The organism is Roseospirillum parvum, from assembly GCF_900100455.1.
In the GTDB taxonomy this organism is placed as follows: Bacteria; Pseudomonadota; Alphaproteobacteria; order Rhodospirillales; family Rhodospirillaceae; genus Roseospirillum; species Roseospirillum parvum.
Genome location: NZ_FNCV01000009.1, coordinates 32666 through 47824, shown reverse-complemented (window position 1 = coordinate 47824; position 15159 = coordinate 32666). Strand labels below are relative to the sequence as shown.

13 protein-coding genes are annotated in these 15159 nt (G+C 69.8%); 3 read left to right on the top strand and 10 right to left on the bottom strand.

Annotation, left to right across the window (positions count from 1 at the left end; genetic code table 11):
• The first annotated feature begins 3 nt into the window (after nucleotides 1–3).
• Complete coding sequence (locus BLR95_RS12680) at nucleotides 4–1404, top strand: MBOAT family O-acyltransferase (protein WP_092620762.1); 1401 nt, start codon at nucleotides 4–6, stop codon at nucleotides 1402–1404.
• Complete coding sequence (locus tag BLR95_RS12675) at nucleotides 1376–2332, top strand: SGNH/GDSL hydrolase family protein (protein ID WP_143130997.1); 957 nt, start codon at nucleotides 1376–1378, stop codon at nucleotides 2330–2332. Before BLR95_RS12680 ends, BLR95_RS12675 begins: the two co-directional genes overlap by 29 nt.
• Before the next feature lie 5 nt (nucleotides 2333–2337).
• On the opposite strand, the gene BLR95_RS12670 is transcribed toward BLR95_RS12675, so the two are convergent.
• The 10 genes from BLR95_RS12670 to BLR95_RS12625 form a co-directional block, all read right to left on the bottom strand.
• A complete protein-coding gene (locus BLR95_RS12670; RefSeq protein WP_092620758.1) occupies nucleotides 2338–4230 on the bottom strand; it encodes a CHASE domain-containing protein in 1893 nt (630 codons plus the stop codon).
• A 194-nt stretch (nucleotides 4231–4424) separates the two neighbouring features.
• A complete protein-coding gene (locus tag BLR95_RS12665) occupies nucleotides 4425–5132 on the bottom strand; it encodes an ABC transporter ATP-binding protein (RefSeq protein WP_092620756.1) in 708 nt (235 codons plus the stop codon).
• Nucleotides 5119–5889, bottom strand: coding sequence for an ABC transporter ATP-binding protein (locus BLR95_RS12660; protein WP_092620754.1), 771 nt, complete (start codon nucleotides 5887–5889; stop codon nucleotides 5119–5121). Before BLR95_RS12660 ends, BLR95_RS12665 begins: the two co-directional genes overlap by 14 nt.
• Nucleotides 5886–6860: a branched-chain amino acid ABC transporter permease gene (locus BLR95_RS12655; protein WP_092620752.1), complete on the bottom strand. Its 975-nt coding sequence runs from the start codon at nucleotides 6858–6860 to the stop codon at nucleotides 5886–5888. The genes BLR95_RS12660 and BLR95_RS12655 overlap by 4 nt, the downstream gene beginning before the upstream one ends.
• Before the next feature lie 4 nt (nucleotides 6861–6864).
• Nucleotides 6865–7737: a branched-chain amino acid ABC transporter permease gene (locus tag BLR95_RS12650; RefSeq protein ID WP_092620750.1), complete on the bottom strand. Its 873-nt coding sequence runs from the start codon at nucleotides 7735–7737 to the stop codon at nucleotides 6865–6867.
• 80 nt (nucleotides 7738–7817) lie between these two features.
• Nucleotides 7818–8984 (bottom strand): ABC transporter substrate-binding protein, encoded by a 1167-nt coding sequence (locus BLR95_RS12645; protein ID WP_092620748.1) that lies wholly within the window; start codon nucleotides 8982–8984, stop codon nucleotides 7818–7820.
• A 339-nt stretch (nucleotides 8985–9323) separates the two neighbouring features.
• Nucleotides 9324–11303, bottom strand: coding sequence for an SLC13 family permease (locus BLR95_RS12640; RefSeq protein WP_245689513.1), 1980 nt, complete (start codon nucleotides 11301–11303; stop codon nucleotides 9324–9326).
• 58 nt (nucleotides 11304–11361) lie between these two features.
• Entirely contained in the window at nucleotides 11362–12117 is a 756-nt protein-coding gene (locus BLR95_RS12635; protein ID WP_092620746.1) for an alanyl-tRNA editing protein, read from the bottom strand.
• Nucleotides 12118–12127: 10 nt separating this feature from the next.
• A complete protein-coding gene (locus BLR95_RS12630; protein ID WP_218119553.1) occupies nucleotides 12128–13138 on the bottom strand; it encodes a threonine dehydratase in 1011 nt (336 codons plus the stop codon).
• Nucleotides 13139–13192: 54 nt separating this feature from the next.
• Nucleotides 13193–13504: a YjiS-like domain-containing protein gene (locus tag BLR95_RS12625; protein WP_176787845.1), complete on the bottom strand. Its 312-nt coding sequence runs from the start codon at nucleotides 13502–13504 to the stop codon at nucleotides 13193–13195.
• 198 nt (nucleotides 13505–13702) lie between these two features.
• Between BLR95_RS12625 and BLR95_RS12620 the strand changes: the two genes are divergently transcribed.
• Nucleotides 13703–15136: an aminotransferase-like domain-containing protein gene (locus tag BLR95_RS12620; protein WP_176787843.1), complete on the top strand. Its 1434-nt coding sequence runs from the start codon at nucleotides 13703–13705 to the stop codon at nucleotides 15134–15136.
• The last annotated feature ends 23 nt before the right edge of the window (nucleotides 15137–15159 follow it).

Sequence of the window (15159 nt, the reverse complement as noted above, 5' to 3'; positions counted from 1 at the left end):
GCCATGCTGTTCAACTCGGTCCAGTTCCTGGTCTTTTTCGCCGCCGTCTTTGTCGTCTACTGGCACTTGCCACGGCGCGGCCAGAACCTGTTCCTGCTCGCCGCCAGCTATCTGTTCTACGGCGCCTGGAACTGGAAGTTCCTCGGCCTGATCCTGACCACCACGGTGGCCGACTACGCGGCGGCGCTGATCATCGCCAACAACCCGCACCGCCCCATGCGACGCCGGGTGGCCCTGGCCTCGGCCCTGGCGGTGAATCTGGGCATTCTGGGTTTCTTCAAGTATTACAATTTCTTCGTGGAAGATGTTGTGGGGCTGGTTCAGCTCCTGGGGATGGACTATCTGGCCCCGGTGCTGCCCATCGTGCTGCCGGTGGGGATCAGCTTCTACACCTTCCAGTCGATGAGCTACACGCTCGACACCTGGCACGGCCGGCTCAAACCCACCCCGCGCTTCACCGACTACGCGCTGTTCGTCTCCTTCTTCCCGCAACTGGTCGCCGGGCCGATCGAGCGCGCCCCGCACCTGCTGGGCCAGATCGAGCGCCCCCGCGCGCCAAGGCGCGAGCAGATGGGCGAAGGGCTGCTGCTGCTCTGCCTGGGGCTGTTCAAGAAGGTCGCCGTGGCCGACCACCTGGGGCAGTTCGTGGACACCGCGCTGGGTCAGCAGACCGGCTGGAAGCTCTTGATCGCGCTATATTTTTTCTCCTTCCAGATCTACTGCGACTTCTCCGGCTATTCCGACATCGCGCGCGGCGCGGCGCGGCTTCTGGGCTTCGATCTCAGGACCAACTTCAACCGCCCCTATTTCGCCCGCTCGCTGACCGAGTTCTGGCGCCGCTGGCACATCTCGCTGTCGACATGGTTCCGCGACTACGTCTACACCCCGCTGGGCGGCCGCCATGCGCCCGGGTACTGGCCCTACGCCAACCTGATGATCGTCTTCCTGCTCTCCGGGCTGTGGCACGGGGCGGCCTTCACCTTCCTCATCTGGGGGGCCCTCCACGGCGGCCTGCTGGCGGCGGAAAAGGCGCTGGCCGGCTGGCGCAAGGGCCACCACGAGCCGCCGCACGGGCTCAACCCCCGAAACCTCGTGGCGGTCTTCGTCACCTTCCATGTGGTGACCGCCGCCTGGGTGTTTTTCCGTGCCCCCGACCTGCCCTTCGCGCTGGACGTCTTCGCCCGCCTCGCCGCCCCGGCCGACCGCCCGCTGGCCGGCCTGATGCCGCTGGCCCACGGGCTGGGCGGCCTTGCCCTGCTGCTGCTCTGGGAGGGCTTCGAGGACGGCTGGCGGCGCTGGCTGGCCAACCCCTGGCGCGCCCTGCCCGCCGCCTGCGCGGTCCTTCTTTTCACCCTGCTGTGGGGAAAGCTGAACGGTGGCCAGTTCATCTACTTCCAGTTCTAGCCGCCGCCTGCCCTGGCGGCGGATCGCCCTGCTCGCCGCCCTGCTGGTGGTCGGCGACCAACTGCTTGGCCGGCTGGTCGAGGCCGCCCTGTGGACCACCGACAGCAACTGGGGGCCCAATCAGGCGGTGCGCCTGCTGAAACGCGACGAGCCGGGGCTGATCCTGGGCGATTCCCGGGCCGGGGCGATCCTGCCCGCCACCCTGGAGGCGGCCACCGGCGTGGCCTTCTTCAACGGCACGGCGCCGGGGCAGACGGCGCACTATCAGGCGATCATGCTGGAGCGGCTGCTGGCCCGCCACCCGGGCCTTGAGGTGATCGTCTACGAGATCGACCACATCGACCTGCAGCGCCGCCCCGAAACGGCCGGAGGCTTCCCGGTCGAGGTGGCCGGCTTCCTCTACCATGACAGCCCCACGGCCCGCCGGGTGTTGCACCACGTCGATCCCTGGAACCGGCTGCGCCACCTGTCGCGCACCTACGGGGTGAACGGCGCCCTGGCCCCGATCCTGGTCGATCGGCTGGCCCGCCACCTGAAGCCCGACCTCAACAACCGCCTGACCACGGCGGATGGCCATTACACCCGTCCCGGCACGGTGGACACCTCGGCCTGCGCCCCGACCCCACCGGCGACCGTGGACCTCGACCCCTTCAAGCTGGCGCTGATCGAGGACATGGTGGCGGCGGCGCGGGCCCACGGCGTGCGGCTGGTCTTCGTCACCGCGCCGCTGCTGCTGGCCTGCTCCATCGACCAGGGCCCGGTGTTCGCCGCCTTCGCCGAGCGGGCCGCCCGGTGGGGCGTGCCCTATCACGACTTCCACCGCCGCCTGCAGGACGGCCGCTGGTTCTACGACAACAACCACCTCAATCATCAGGGCGCGGCGCTCTACTCGGAGCTGATCGCCGAGGCCCTGAAGCGCCCCGGATAGGCCCCTCAATCGGTCGGCGGCGCCTCGCTCACCCAGCGCCAGAGCGGCAGGAAGACGGTGGCGGTGGTGCCCTGCCCGGGCTGGCTGGTCAGTTCCAGGGTGCCGCCGTGCAACTCGGCCAGGGCGCGGACCAGAGGCAGGCCGAGGCCGCTGCCCTCAACGGTGCGGCTGAGCACGGAATCGATCTGGGTGAAAGTTTCGAGGGCGCGCTCGATGTCGCCCTGGCTCATGCCGATGCCGCTGTCGCGCACGATGATCGCCGGCCTCCCCTTGCGGTCGCGCTCCACGCCGACGCTCACCCGCCCTCCCCCGGGAGTGAACTTGATGGCGTTGGACACCAGGTTGAGGATCAACTGCTTGATCTTGCGCCGATCAACCCGGGCCCGGATGGGCTCGGCCGGCGGCATCACGCGCAGGGTCAGGCCGCGCCCCTCGGCCCACTCGGTCAGTCCTCCCGCCGCCTCCTCGACCAAGCCGCCGAGATCGACCGGCTCCTCGCTCAACTCGCCGCGCCCGGCCTCGATACGGGCCAGATCCAGGATCTCGGAGACCACCTCGAGCAGGTGCGCGCCGCTGCTGTGGATGTCGGCGGCATAGGTGGCGTAATACTCGGTGCCGATGGGGCCCAGGCGCTGGTCGCGGATCATCTCGGAAAAGCCCAGGATGGCGGTCAGCGGAGTACGCAACTCGTGGCTCATCAGGGCCAGGAAGTCGCTTTTCGCCTTGTTGGCCGACTCCGCCTCGCGCCGCCGGGTATCCAGCTCCTGATTGGCGACGGTCAGGGCGTGAGTGCGCTCGGCCACCCGCTCGCGCAGGCGCCGGCCCTCGCCGAGCACGGACCGGGTGAGCAGGGCCAGCAGCAGGGCGGCCAGGGCGCCGCTGCCGGCCAGCAGCCAGGGCAAGACCCGCGACAGGGCACCGCGCCCCGCCTCACAACCGGAAAAGGCCAGAGTCCACATGCGTCCGCCGACCGCGATCCGCCATTCCAGGTCGGCCTCGGCCCGCGTCACCGCCGGCCCCTGGCCCACCGCGTCGGGGACGGTGGCCAGGCTGAAGGCCGGATGATCGTAAAGGACCTGTTCCGGCTCACCATCGCCATACAGGGTGAACGCCAGCCCGGGCGGCAGGGCCCGTGGCAACACCCGCCCAATGCCCAGGGCCGGCGTGTAGCCCATGGCAACGACGCCCCTCATGTCCGCCCAGTCCACCAAATCGGGCTGCGCCAACGCCGCCGCCTTGAACACCGGCGCGGTCAACAGCACCGAGATCAGCTCCTTGCCAGCATCCTGGGACAGCCGCACCGGGCCGCTGGCCTGGGGTTGGCCGGTCTTGAAGGCGCGGCGGAAGGCGTCCAGGCGGTGCGGATTGGAGGCCATGTCGTAGCCCACCACCCCTTGGCGCCCGGACGGCGGCTCGACCAGAAAAGCCGGAAAGTAGTCCTCGCGCGGTCCCGGCGGGACCAGCGAGAAGGGCGGGTAGCCGCTCTGACGGCGGGCCGGTTCGCGGCGTTTCAGATCCTCGAAGAAGTCCGAGAGGGTGGCCTCGGTCAGGTGCGGCGCGAAGGCCACGGCCCGCACCTCGGGCCGGATCTCCAGCAGTCGGCTGGCGGTCAGGAAGGTATGGAAGGTGGCATGGTCCAGGTCGGGGTGCGCGGTGGCGAAGGCGGCCACCGTGCTCAGGTCGCCGAGCGCCGAGCGGACCTCGACGGCCACGGCGCGGCTCACCCCATCCGCGGCGCGCTGGAAGCGGGTTTCGGAGTCCGCGGCCAGCCGGTTCTCCAGTTCCATGCCCAGCCAGGCACTGAGAAGCAGCCCCCCGATCAGCACCGCCAGGGGCAAGGCCACCTCGTTCAGGCGCCGGGATCGCTCAAGCGTTGGTGTGACGAGCGGCTCAGGCATTCGCACGAGAACCGGCGGGCTCGCGCCGAACGGTTGGCTCCAGGAAGACAGGTGGCATGACCCGGCTCACCTCTGCTGTAGCGCGGTGGTGCGACCCCTCTGTTGTCACAATGGGCCGCCCGGCCTTCCCGTGCAACCGGTTTCCGTGCAAAAGGCCCCAACAGTCGCCCGCCCGGACCGTCGGCCCGACCATCTCACAGACCGAGGTAGGCCTCGCGCACCCGGGGGTTCTCGACCAGGGCCTGGCCGCTGTCGGACAGCACCACACGGCCGGTTTCCATCACGTATCCCCGGTCGGCGATGCTCAGCGCCGCGTGGGCGTTCTGCTCGACCAGGAAGATGGTCACCCCCTGCCCCTTCAGTTGCTGGATGACGGCGAAGATCTCGGCCACCAGCAGCGGCGCCAACCCCATCGAGGGCTCGTCGAGCAGCAACAGGCGGGGGTCGGCCATCAGGGCGCGGGCGATGGCCAGCATCTGCTGCTGGCCGCCGGACAGGGTGCCGGCCGGCTGGTGACGCTTGTCGGCCAGCACCGGGAACAGGTCGTACATGCGCTGAAGGTCGGCCGCCGGATCGGCCCCCTTGCGGCGAAAGGCACCCAGCCTGAGGTTGTCGAGCACCGACAGCGGGCCGAACACCTGGCGGCCCTCCGGCACCTGACAGATGCCGGCCTTCACCCGGCGGTCGGCGCGGGCCCGGGTGATGTCGCGCCCCTCGAAGCGCAGGCGCCCGGCGCTGACCGGCTGAACCCCCGAGATGCAGCGCAACAGGGTGGTCTTGCCGGCCCCGTTGGCGCCGACCAGGGCGACCAGTTCGCCCGCCTCGACGGCGACGTCCAGGCCGTGCAGGGCCTCGATGCGGCCGTAGTGGCTCTTAAGGCCGGTGATCTCAAGCAAAGGCATGGGCGGTCCCGAGATAGGCGGCGATCACGTCGGGGTTGGCGCGGATGTCCTGGGGCCGGCCCTCGGCCAGCTTGCGGCCGTAGTCGAGCACCAGCACATGGTCGGAAATGCCCATCACCAGCTTCATGTCGTGCTCGACCAGAACCACCGTGACGCCGCGCTCGGCCACCTTCTGGATGACCGCGTCGATCTCCCGCGTCTCGGCGCTGTTGAGGCCGGCGGCCGGCTCGTCGAGCAGCAGAAGGCGCGGCTCGGCGGCCAGGGCGCGGGCGATCTCCAGGCGCTTCAGGGCGCCGTAGGGCAGGCTGTCGGCGGCGGCATGGATGTGGTTGCCCAGGCCCACGAAGTCCATCAGCCCGGCGCACATCTGGCGCGCTTCGCGGTCGCGCCGCACCACCCCGGGCAGGCGCAGAAGGCCGCTCACGAAGCCCGGCTTCAGGTGCATGTGCCGGCCCAGCATGACGTTGTCCAGGGCCGACATGTTGAGGCACACCTGAAGGTTCTGGAAGGTGCGGCTCATCCCGGCGCGGGCCAGCTCGAACGGCGCCTTGCCGGTGACCGGCCTGTCGTCCAGATAGACCTCGCCGGCGCTTGGCGTGTAGACCCCGGTGATCAGGTTGAACAGGGTCGTCTTGCCGGCCCCGTTGGGCCCGATGATGGCGTGGATGGTCCCCGGCTCGATGACGAAGGAGAGGTCCTCGATGGCGTGGACCCCGCCGAACTCCTTGGACAGGTCGTCCACCTTGAGCAGGGTCATGGCGCCGCCTCCCCGCCCGGGCGGCGGGCCCGGCCGGCCAGCCACAGGCCCAGCGAGGGCACGATGCCCTTGGGCATGAAGATCATCACCGCCATCATGACCAGCCCGAAGACCAGATGCTCGAAGTCCTCGAAGGCGGTCAGCACCTGGGGCAGCACGGTCAGGATGGCCGCCCCGACCAGCGAGCCGTAGATCGAGGCCATGCCCCCCAGCACGGCCATGATGACCAGCTCGATGGAGTGGAAGAAGCTGGCCTCCTGCGGGCTGATGAACGAGATGTAGTGGGCCGACAGGCTGCCCACCAGCGAGGCCACCACCGCCGAGACGACGAACACCGTGACCTTCACCGAGGTGGTGTCGACGCCGACCACCTCGGCCGCCACCTCCGAGCCGTGGACCGCCTTCAGGGCGCGGCCGAAGGGGCTGTCGATCAGGTTGAGCGCCAGCCACACCCAGACCACCAAGAGGGCGCCGACCAGCCAGTACCACTGCCGGGGGGTGTTCGCCTCAAGCCCCGCCACGCCGAACGACACCCACACCGACATGCCGTCCGGGCCGCCGGTGAGCTGGCTTTCGGTGTTCAGTACGATGGCGATGATCATCCCCATGCCCAGGGTCGCCATGGCCAGATAGTGGCCCTTCAAGCGCAGCACCGGGCGGGCCACCACGAAGGCCAGAAGGCCGACTCCGACCGCCCCGGTCAGCATGGCGAGCACGGGCGGCCAGTCGTGGCTGCCGGTCAGGATGGCCGAGGCATAGGCGCCGAGCGCCAGGAACCCGGCGTGGCCCAGGCTGATCTGGCCGGCGTAGCCGATCAGAAGGTTCAGCCCGACCACCACGATGGCGTTGAAGCCGACGCGGATCGCCACGTCGTAGTGGAAGTTGTTCTGAAAGCCGAGCGGCAGCAGGGCGATGAGAACGATCAGGACGAGCAGACCGCCGCCGCGCGGCGAGGCAAGCACCTTCAGCATGGTGTCAGACCCGCTCCGTGGTGCGCTTGCCGAACAGCCCGGACGGCATGAAGAAAAGGACCAACAGGATGATCCCGAAGGCCATGGCGTCCTTGTACTCGCTGCTGATGTAGCCGGCCCCGAAGGCCTCGATCAGGCCGACCAGAAGCCCCCCGACCACCGCCCCGACGCCGCTGCCCAGGCCACCCAGGATGGCGGCGCAGAAGCCCTTCAGGCCGAGCATGATGCCGACCTCGAAGTTGGTCGAGGTGATCGGCGTGATCAGCACCCCGGCGATCGCCCCCAGCGCCGCCGACAGCCCGAAGGACAGCAGCAGGACCAGTTGCACGTTGATGCCGACCAGCCGCGCCGCCAGCCGGTTGTGCGAGGTGGCGAGCACCGCCTTGCCCAGCAGGGTGCGGTGGAAGAACAGTTGCAGGGCGATCACGATCAGCACCGTGATGCCCAGCACCCACAGGGTCTGCGGCAGGATGGCGGCGCCCAGGAAGTCGATGGGGTCCTCGCCGCTGAAGCTGGGCAGGGTGTGGAACTGCTTGTCGAAGAAAGCCTGGGCGGCGCCGCGATAGCTGATCGAGGCGCCGATGGTGATGATGATCAGGGTCACCACCGAGGCGTTGCGGGTCGGCACGGCGACCATCTCAAGCGCCAGCCCGGCGGCCACCGTGACCAGGATCGCCACCGCCACGGCGGCGGCCAGCGGCAGTCCGGCGGCGGCGGCGAAGACGGTGGTCATGCCGCCCAGCATGACGAACTCGCCCTGGGCGAAGTTGATCACGTGCGAGGCGTTGTAGATCAGCCCGAATCCCAGGCCGACCAGGGCATAGATGGCACCGGCGGTGAGACCGGCGAACAGGAACTGGACCAGCTCGGCGAGCATCGGAAATCCCCGGCAACTCAGTCAGAAGATCCCGCCGCCGGCGCCCCCTGGGCCCCCGGCGGCGGAACCTGAAGGTGGGGTCAGTCGAGCAGGGCCCAGTCGCCGCCCTTGACCTCGAGCATGCGGAAGGCGGACAGGCCCAGGCCCAGATGGTCCTCCGGCGACATGGTCACCTCGCCGGCGGTGCCCATGAAGCCGGCGGTCTTCTCCAGCTCGTCGCGCACGCCGGCGGCATCGCTGCACTGGCAGCGCTGCATCGCCTCCACGGCCATGAACAGGGCATCGTAGGCATGGCCGCCGAAGGTCGAGACCGAGCCCGCGCCATGGCGGTCCTCGAAGGCCTGCTTGTAGGCCACCACCACCGGCTTCTGGCGGTCCGTGTCGGGCAGCTTGTCGGCCACCAGCAGGGCGGCGGCGGGCAGGCGCACGCCCTCGGCGGCCTCGCCGGCCAGCTCGATGTACTTCTTCGAGGCGACGCCGTGGCTCTGGTACATGGGCACCTCGAAGCCGAGCTGGCGGAAGTTCTTGGTGACGATCGCCGGCCCCTGACCGAAGCCCGGATTGAGCACCGCCTGGATGCCCTCGGTGCCCTTGATCTTGGTCAGCTGGGCGGTCATGTCGGTATCCTTGGGGCCGTAGGTCTCGTCGGCCAGGATCTCGATGCCATAGTCGCCGGCCACCTCCTGGCACTGGCCCTGCATCGACTTGCCGAAGCCGCCGGTGCCCGAAATCATGCCGATGCGCTGGATGCCCTCGCCCTGCATGTGCTCGAAGATCTTCTGGCAGGCCATGCGGTCGGTGTGCGGGGTCTTGAAGACCCACTTCTGGACCGGATCGATGATCTTGATCGAGCCGGCCAGCGAGATGAACGGAACCTCCGCCTTGTCGACCAGCGGCATCACGGCCAGGGTCTCGCCGGAGGCCGAGCCGCCGATGATGATGTCCACCTCGTCCTGGTCGATCAGGCGCTTGACGAAGCCCACCGCGTTTTTCGGGTTGGCCTGGCTGTCATAGTGGATCAGCTCCAGTTGGCGGCCGTTGACCCCGCCATCGGTGTTGATCAGCTCGATGTACATCTGAAGGGTCTTCAGTTCCGGGTCACCCAGGAACGAGGCCGGACCGGTGACGGCCAGGAACGAGCCGATGCGGATCGACCCGTCGGCGGCGTACAGCGGGCCGCGCCCGACGATCACCATCCCCAGCGCCAGGGCGATCATGCCCAGGGCGCGCATCAAACGTCTCCGCATTGCAGGAGTCCTCCCGTGTTGGATGCCAGACCTTGCCAAGTTTTTTGGCCTGTTGTTTCGGCCAGTTGCCGTGGCGGCGCCGGTCAGTGGCCGGGAACCGCCGTATCCCTGTTTTTCTTCATTGATGGCGCCCCACCGCCCCGCCTGCGGAATGGTCGGGCACCATGGGGGCAGTTAACTGCCCCGCCCCGCTGGCATCAAGCATAAATGCCGGCCACGGGTGGTCCTTAGAGCACGTCGCGTTTATCCGGGGTCACAAAGCGACCCCGGATAAACGCGAGGCCGCGCTCCAAGTCATTGAATCGAGAGCAGATTCACGCGCCCGATCTGCTCTGGCGCCTAAATATTCAGCACCAGGGGGGCCGAGAGCGAGAACACCAGCCACAGCAGCAGGACCAGGGGCAGCCCGCCGCGCACGAAATCGGCGAACTGGTAGTGTCCCGGCGCCATCACCAGAAGGTTGGTCTGGTAGCCCATGGGGGCGGCGAACGAGGCATTGGCAGCCAGCAGCGTGGCCACCGCGAAGGTCCGCGGATCGCTGCCGATGGTCTGGGCCAGGCTGACCGCGATGGGCGTGAACAGCACGGCGCAGGCGTTGTTGGTCAAAAGGTTGGTGAACAACGCCACGACCAGGAAGAAGGCCGACAACATCACCTCGGGCGGCACCTCGCCCAGCCCGCCGACCAGATTGGCGGCCAGCCACTGGGCGCCGCCGGTGGCCTCCAGACCGTAGCCCATGCCCAGGGCGCAGGCGACGACCATGAAGATCTTGGTATCGAGCGCCCGCGCCGCCTGCCGGAGGTTGAGGGCGCGCAGGGCGAGCATGGCGCTGGCCGCGCCGATGGCCGCCAGCACGATGGGGATCAGGCCCAGCGCCGCCAGCCCCACGGCCAGCCCGAACACCGCCGCCGTGGCCCGCGCCTTGGTGCGCCGGACCAGGGTGCCGGTGGTGCCCGACATCACCACCAGATCGCGCTCGGCGCGCAGCAGGTCGATGTCGCGCTGGCGTCCGAACAGCAGCAGCACGTCGCCGGCCTCCAGCCGGATCTCGGTCATCCGGGCGCGGATCATGCGGTTGCGCCTCAAGATCCCGACGACCACGCAGTTGAAGCGCCGGCGCAGGCTGAATTGCTGAAGGTTCTGGCCGATCATGCGCGACGAGGGCGAAACCATGCTCTCGACCAGCACCCGGTCGCGCAGCTCGCTGTCGCGCCGGCTGTCGGCCTCGGACTTGCCTTCGCCGTCGCCCTTGCGGGCCTGCTTGCCGCCCCCCTTGCCGCCCCCCTTGGCGGTTTCGACGCGGGTCGGGTCGGTGGCCGCGAGGCGGGCCCGGGCGCTGTCCGGCCCGCCATCGACCGGCGGCAGGAAGAGGCCCGGATGGTCGCTCATCAGGTCGGTCAGGGCGGCCCGGGTGGCGACCACCACCAGCAGGTCGCCGGCCTGGATTTCCAGGCCGTCGAAGGGCGGCAGCTCGGCGTGTTCGCCGCGCTGGACCATGCGCACGGTGACATCGGGCAACTGGGCGAACTGGCCGGCCACCGCCCTGGCCCCGACCAGCGCCGACTCGGCCGGAACCACGAACTGCGACAGAAACTGCTTGCCGTGCCCGGTCAGCCGGCTGGCCAGCGGGGCGCGTTCCGGCAACACCCGGGGCAGCACGAAGGCGGCATAGAAAAAGCCGACCACGGCCATGATCAGCCCCAGCGGGGTGAACTCGAAAAAGCCCAGCGGCGCCAGCCCCAGGCCGGTCAGGCTGTTGGAGACCAGGAGGTTGGTCGACGAGCCGATCAGCGTCGTCATGCCGCCCAGGATGGCGATGAACGACAGCGGCATCATCAGCCGCGAGACATTGTGCCCCTGGCGTTGGGCCAGGGCTTGCAGGATGGGGATGAAGATCACCACCACCGGGGTGTTGTTGAGGAAGGCCGAAAGCAGGGCGACCAGGGCCAGCAGCAGGACCAGCGAGCCGGTCGGCCCCAGGCTCAGCGGCCCCAGGCGCGGCTGGTCGACCGCCTCGGCGATGGCATCCAGCGCCCCGGTGCGGATCAACCCCTCGCCGACCACCAGCAGGGCCATCACCGCGAGCAGGGCGGGATTGCCGAAGCCGGCCAGGATCTGCCCCGGGCCGACCGTGCCGCCACCGGGCGCCGCCACCGGCACCAGGTGGAAGACGACCAGCAGCGCGGTCAGCCCGAACAGCGAGGCCAGCTCCAGGCTGACCCATTCGGTGACGTACAGGGTCACGGTCACGGCCACCACGGCGAAGACCAGAACCATCTCCAGGCTCAGGCCACCGGTGGCCATCAGATCATGGGTCATGTGGGCGAACGGACGCTCCCGGTTGCAGACAACGCGGCGATCATTGGGAGCGGCAATGTTAGGCGGGCTGACCCTCTGGCGCAAAGGCCACGTTGACGCGCCGGTTCTGGCGCCCCTTCTTTTCGATCTTGGTCACCACCACCGGGCCGATCTCGCCGGTCCGGGCGACGTGGGTACCGCCGCACGGCTGGCGGTCGATCAGGGCGGCGGGCTCGGCGCCGATCTCCAGCACCCGCACCCGGCCGGCGCCGCGCGGCGGGGCGACCGACATGGTGCGCACCATCTCCGGGTTGGCGTCCAGTTCGGCCTCTTCGATCCAGGTCGGGGCGACCGGGTGGTCGGCGGCGATCAGGGCGTTGAGGCGCGCCGTCAGGTCGTCCTTGTCGAGGCTCGCCTCGGGGATGTCGAAGTCGAGCCGCCCCTTGCCCTCGCCCACCGAGCCGCCGGTCACCGCCCCGTCGACGATCGCGCACAGCAGGTGCAGGCAGGTGTGGATGCGCATCAGGCGATGGCGGCGCGGCCAGTCGATGTGCGCCACGACCTCGGTTCCGACGGGTGGGAGCGCCGCCCCCTCGGCCAGCAGGTGCAGATGCCGGCCATCGTCGCGCGAGGTCACCGTATTGACCACCGCCAGCTCGCCACCCTCGGGCAGAACCAGCCGCCCGCTGTCGCCGGGCTGGCCGCCGCCCTGGGCATAGAACACCGTGCGATCCAGCACCACCGCCCCTTCCGCATGGCCGATCACCCGGGCGGTGCAGTGGTCCAGATAGCCGTCGTCGCGGAACAGTTCCTCGGTGGTTGGGGCGTCGGTCATGGTGTGCCTGTCACTCCTCGGCGGCGAGAATCTCGCTCAGCAGAATGCGGTCCACGTTGCCGCCCGACAAGACCACGCCGACCTTGCGCCCCCGGTACAGCCCGTTGGCCTCGATCAGGGCGGCCAGCGGCGCCGCCCCGGCGCCCTCGGCCAGGTTGTGGGTGTCGGTGACATAGGCCGCCATGGCGGCGCGGATGGACGAGTCGGCAACCGTCACCACATCGGTGGCGCCGGCCCGGATGATGTCCAGCGCCTGCGGGCTGGGAGTGCGGCAGGCGAGCCCATCGGCCACCGTCTCGGCGCGCTCGGTGGCGATCACCCGGCCGGCCCGGAACGACAGGTGGTAGGCCGGCGCTCCCTGGCTGACCACGCCGATGATGGGGATTTCCACCCCCAGCGCCCGGGCCGCGGTGATCAGCCCGCAGATGCCGCTGCCCATGCCAATGGGCACGAAGACGGCCTCCAGGTCCGGGTGGGCCGAGAACAGCTCCAGACCATAGGTGGCCACGCCCTCGACCAGCCACGGGTGGAACGGCGGCACCATGTGCAGGTGGCGCGCCTCGGCCAACTCGGCGGCGTGCTCGGCGGCTTCCTGGAAGTCGCGGCCGTGGACCACCAGTTCGGCCCCCAGGGCCACCATGGCGGCGTTCTTTTCCGGATTGTTGCCCTCCGGCACCACGATCACCACCGACAGGCCGACGGTCCGCCCGGCCAGGGCCAGGCTTTGCCCATGGTTGCCCCGGGTGGCGGAGATGACGCCCCCGACCTCGGGCCGGGCCTGCCTCAGGCGGCTCAGGTAGACCAGCCCGCCGCGCACCTTGAAGGCGCCGATGGGGGTGTGGTTCTCGTGCTTGACCCAGACCTCGGCGCCGATGCGGCGGTCGAGCAGCGGCCAGTTCAGGGTCGGCGTCGGCAACATGTGGCGGCGCACCAGATCGCTGGCCGCCTTCAGGGCCGCAAGATCAGGCAGCCCGGCCAGCGGATCGCCGGCCGGGCTTGCGAATTCAGCGTTGAGCAGCATGGGAGGGGAGGCTTTCGGACGTCTGATACGGGGGACTGACGGTTGGGCCGAGGCTCAGTGCCGGCGGCCGGTGCGGCGGTCGGACGTCATCTCGCGATGCAGCAGGGCCCACTGTTCAATCGGGGTGCGGCAGGTCACCAGATCGACATCGCCCCGGGTCAGGCCGATGTCGCGCAGCATCCGCTCATCGAGGGCGGCCAGCCGGTTGTACTCGGCCTGCCGGCGCAGGAAGGCGCGGCCGACCCAGACCAGATCGATCACCGCCTGCCCCAGGCCACGCACCACGGCTTTGCCGCCGGCGCCGGCCAGACGCCAGCCGCGCAGGGGCGCCTCGGTGGTGGCCGACACCAGGGCGGCGTGGGACACGGCACTGCGGGACAATGAATCGGTACATTCGCCATAAGCGGGCGAGGGGTTTCCGGCGATCATGGTCATGACGCCCTCCTGACGTCTCGTGGATTGTCTCTAATGCACCCGTCCATCGCGGGGCATACCCGCCCCGACAACGGGTACAATCGAAGAAAAACATTGCCCCACATTTCGGTCAATGCAATTATTGTAACCATGACAATATGGACCCCTGATCTCTCCGCCCACCAAGGCCCCCTGTACCAGCGACTGGCCCAGGCCATCACCGCCGCCGTCGCCGATGGCACCCTGCCCCCGGGTTGCCGCCTGCCGGCCCAACGCGACCTGGCGTGGCGCCTGGGGGTGACGGTGGGCACCATCACCCGGGGCTATGGCGAGGCCCGGCGGCTCGGCGTGTTGTCGGGCGAGGTGGGGCGCGGCACCTTCGTGCGCGGCGAGGCCGCCCCGGACCTCGACGCGCCCCACATGCCGCCCGCCGACCAGATCTCGGTGGCCAGCCAGTACGCCGAGTCGGTGATCGACCTCAGCTTCAACGTCACCCCGGCGAGCCCGGTCCGCGGTCCCTTCACCGAGCTCCTGCGGCGCACCGCGCAGCAGTCCGACCCCCGCCAGATCGACCAGTTGCTGCACTACCTGCCGGACGGCGGCGCCCTGGCCCATCGGCAGGCCGGCGCCGCCTGGATGGCCCGCGCCGGACTCGACGTGGACCCGGCCGAGGTGGTGGTCGCCAACGGGGTGCAGAACGCCCTGACCGCCACCCTGGCCACCCTGGCCAACCCCGGCGACACCATCGCCTGCGAGGCCACCACCTATCCCGGGGTGCTGGGGGTGGCGCGGCTGCTGCACCTCAAGGTGGTCAGCATCGAGACCAACCAGCACGGCCTGTGCCCGCGCGCCCTGGATGCCCTGGCCCGCCGCTTCCATCCCAAGGTGCTGGTCACCATCCCCAGCTTCCACAACCCGACCGCCAGCTACATGCCGGCCGAGCGGCGCGAGGAGGTGGTGGCGCTGTGCCGACGCCATGGGATGATGATCGTCGAGGACGACATCTACGGCTTCCTGGCCGAGCGCCCGGCCCCGCCGCTGGCCCGTCTGGCGCCGGACATCACCGTCTTCCTGACCGGCACCGCCAAGGTGATGAGCGGCGGGTTGCGGGTCGGCTTCCTGCGCGGCCCCTCGGGGCTGACCAGTCGGCTGGCCACCAACGTGCGGCTGTCCGGCTGGATGGCCCCGCCGATCGGCATCGAGCTGGCCGCCCGCATGCTCGAGCCGGCCAACCTGGAGCCGCTGCTCCACTGGCACCGCCAGGAGGCCCTGACCCGTCAGCGCATGGCGTCCGACATCCTGGGCACCCCGCCCCCGGTGCCCGGCCGGGCCTGCTATCACCTGTGGCTGCCGGTGCCCGAGGGCGCCCAGCCGGGCCGACTGATCGGCGCGCTGCGCCGGCGCGGGGTGACGGTCACCGACCCGCACGTCTTCGATGCCCGCGGCCTGGAGCCGCCGCCGCCCTATCTGCGCCTCTGCCTGGGCGCCACCGACAACCGCGAGGCGGTGCGCCAGGGCCTGGAAAAGGTGGCCGACGCCCTGGCCCTCGACCCCGCCGACCCCCTGCCGGCGGCGGTGATCTGAGCAGCGCCGGCAAGGGGTTGCGC

Excerpts from the sequence above, each read along its gene's own strand:
- BLR95_RS12630 (WP_218119553.1), bottom strand. The coding sequence starts at position 13,138 with ATGCTGCTCAACGCTGAATTCGCAAGCCCGGCCGGCGATCCGCTGGCC.
- BLR95_RS12620 (WP_176787843.1), top strand. The coding sequence starts at position 13,703 with ATGACAATATGGACCCCTGATCTCTCCGCCCACCAAGGCCCCCTGTAC.
- BLR95_RS12665 (WP_092620756.1), bottom strand. The coding sequence starts at position 5,132 with ATGCCTTTGCTTGAGATCACCGGCCTTAAGAGCCACTACGGCCGCATC.
- BLR95_RS12680 (WP_092620762.1), top strand. The coding sequence starts at position 4 with ATGCTGTTCAACTCGGTCCAGTTCCTGGTCTTTTTCGCCGCCGTCTTT.
- BLR95_RS12645 (WP_092620748.1), bottom strand. The coding sequence starts at position 8,984 with ATGCGGAGACGTTTGATGCGCGCCCTGGGCATGATCGCCCTGGCGCTG.
- BLR95_RS12635 (WP_092620746.1), bottom strand. The coding sequence starts at position 12,117 with ATGACCGACGCCCCAACCACCGAGGAACTGTTCCGCGACGACGGCTAT.
- BLR95_RS12670 (WP_092620758.1), bottom strand. The coding sequence starts at position 4,230 with ATGCCTGAGCCGCTCGTCACACCAACGCTTGAGCGATCCCGGCGCCTG.
- BLR95_RS12650 (WP_092620750.1), bottom strand. The coding sequence starts at position 7,737 with ATGCTCGCCGAGCTGGTCCAGTTCCTGTTCGCCGGTCTCACCGCCGGT.
- BLR95_RS12660 (WP_092620754.1), bottom strand. The coding sequence starts at position 5,889 with ATGACCCTGCTCAAGGTGGACGACCTGTCCAAGGAGTTCGGCGGGGTC.
- BLR95_RS12640 (WP_245689513.1), bottom strand. The coding sequence starts at position 11,303 with ATGACCCATGATCTGATGGCCACCGGTGGCCTGAGCCTGGAGATGGTT.
- BLR95_RS12655 (WP_092620752.1), bottom strand. The coding sequence starts at position 6,860 with ATGCTGAAGGTGCTTGCCTCGCCGCGCGGCGGCGGTCTGCTCGTCCTG.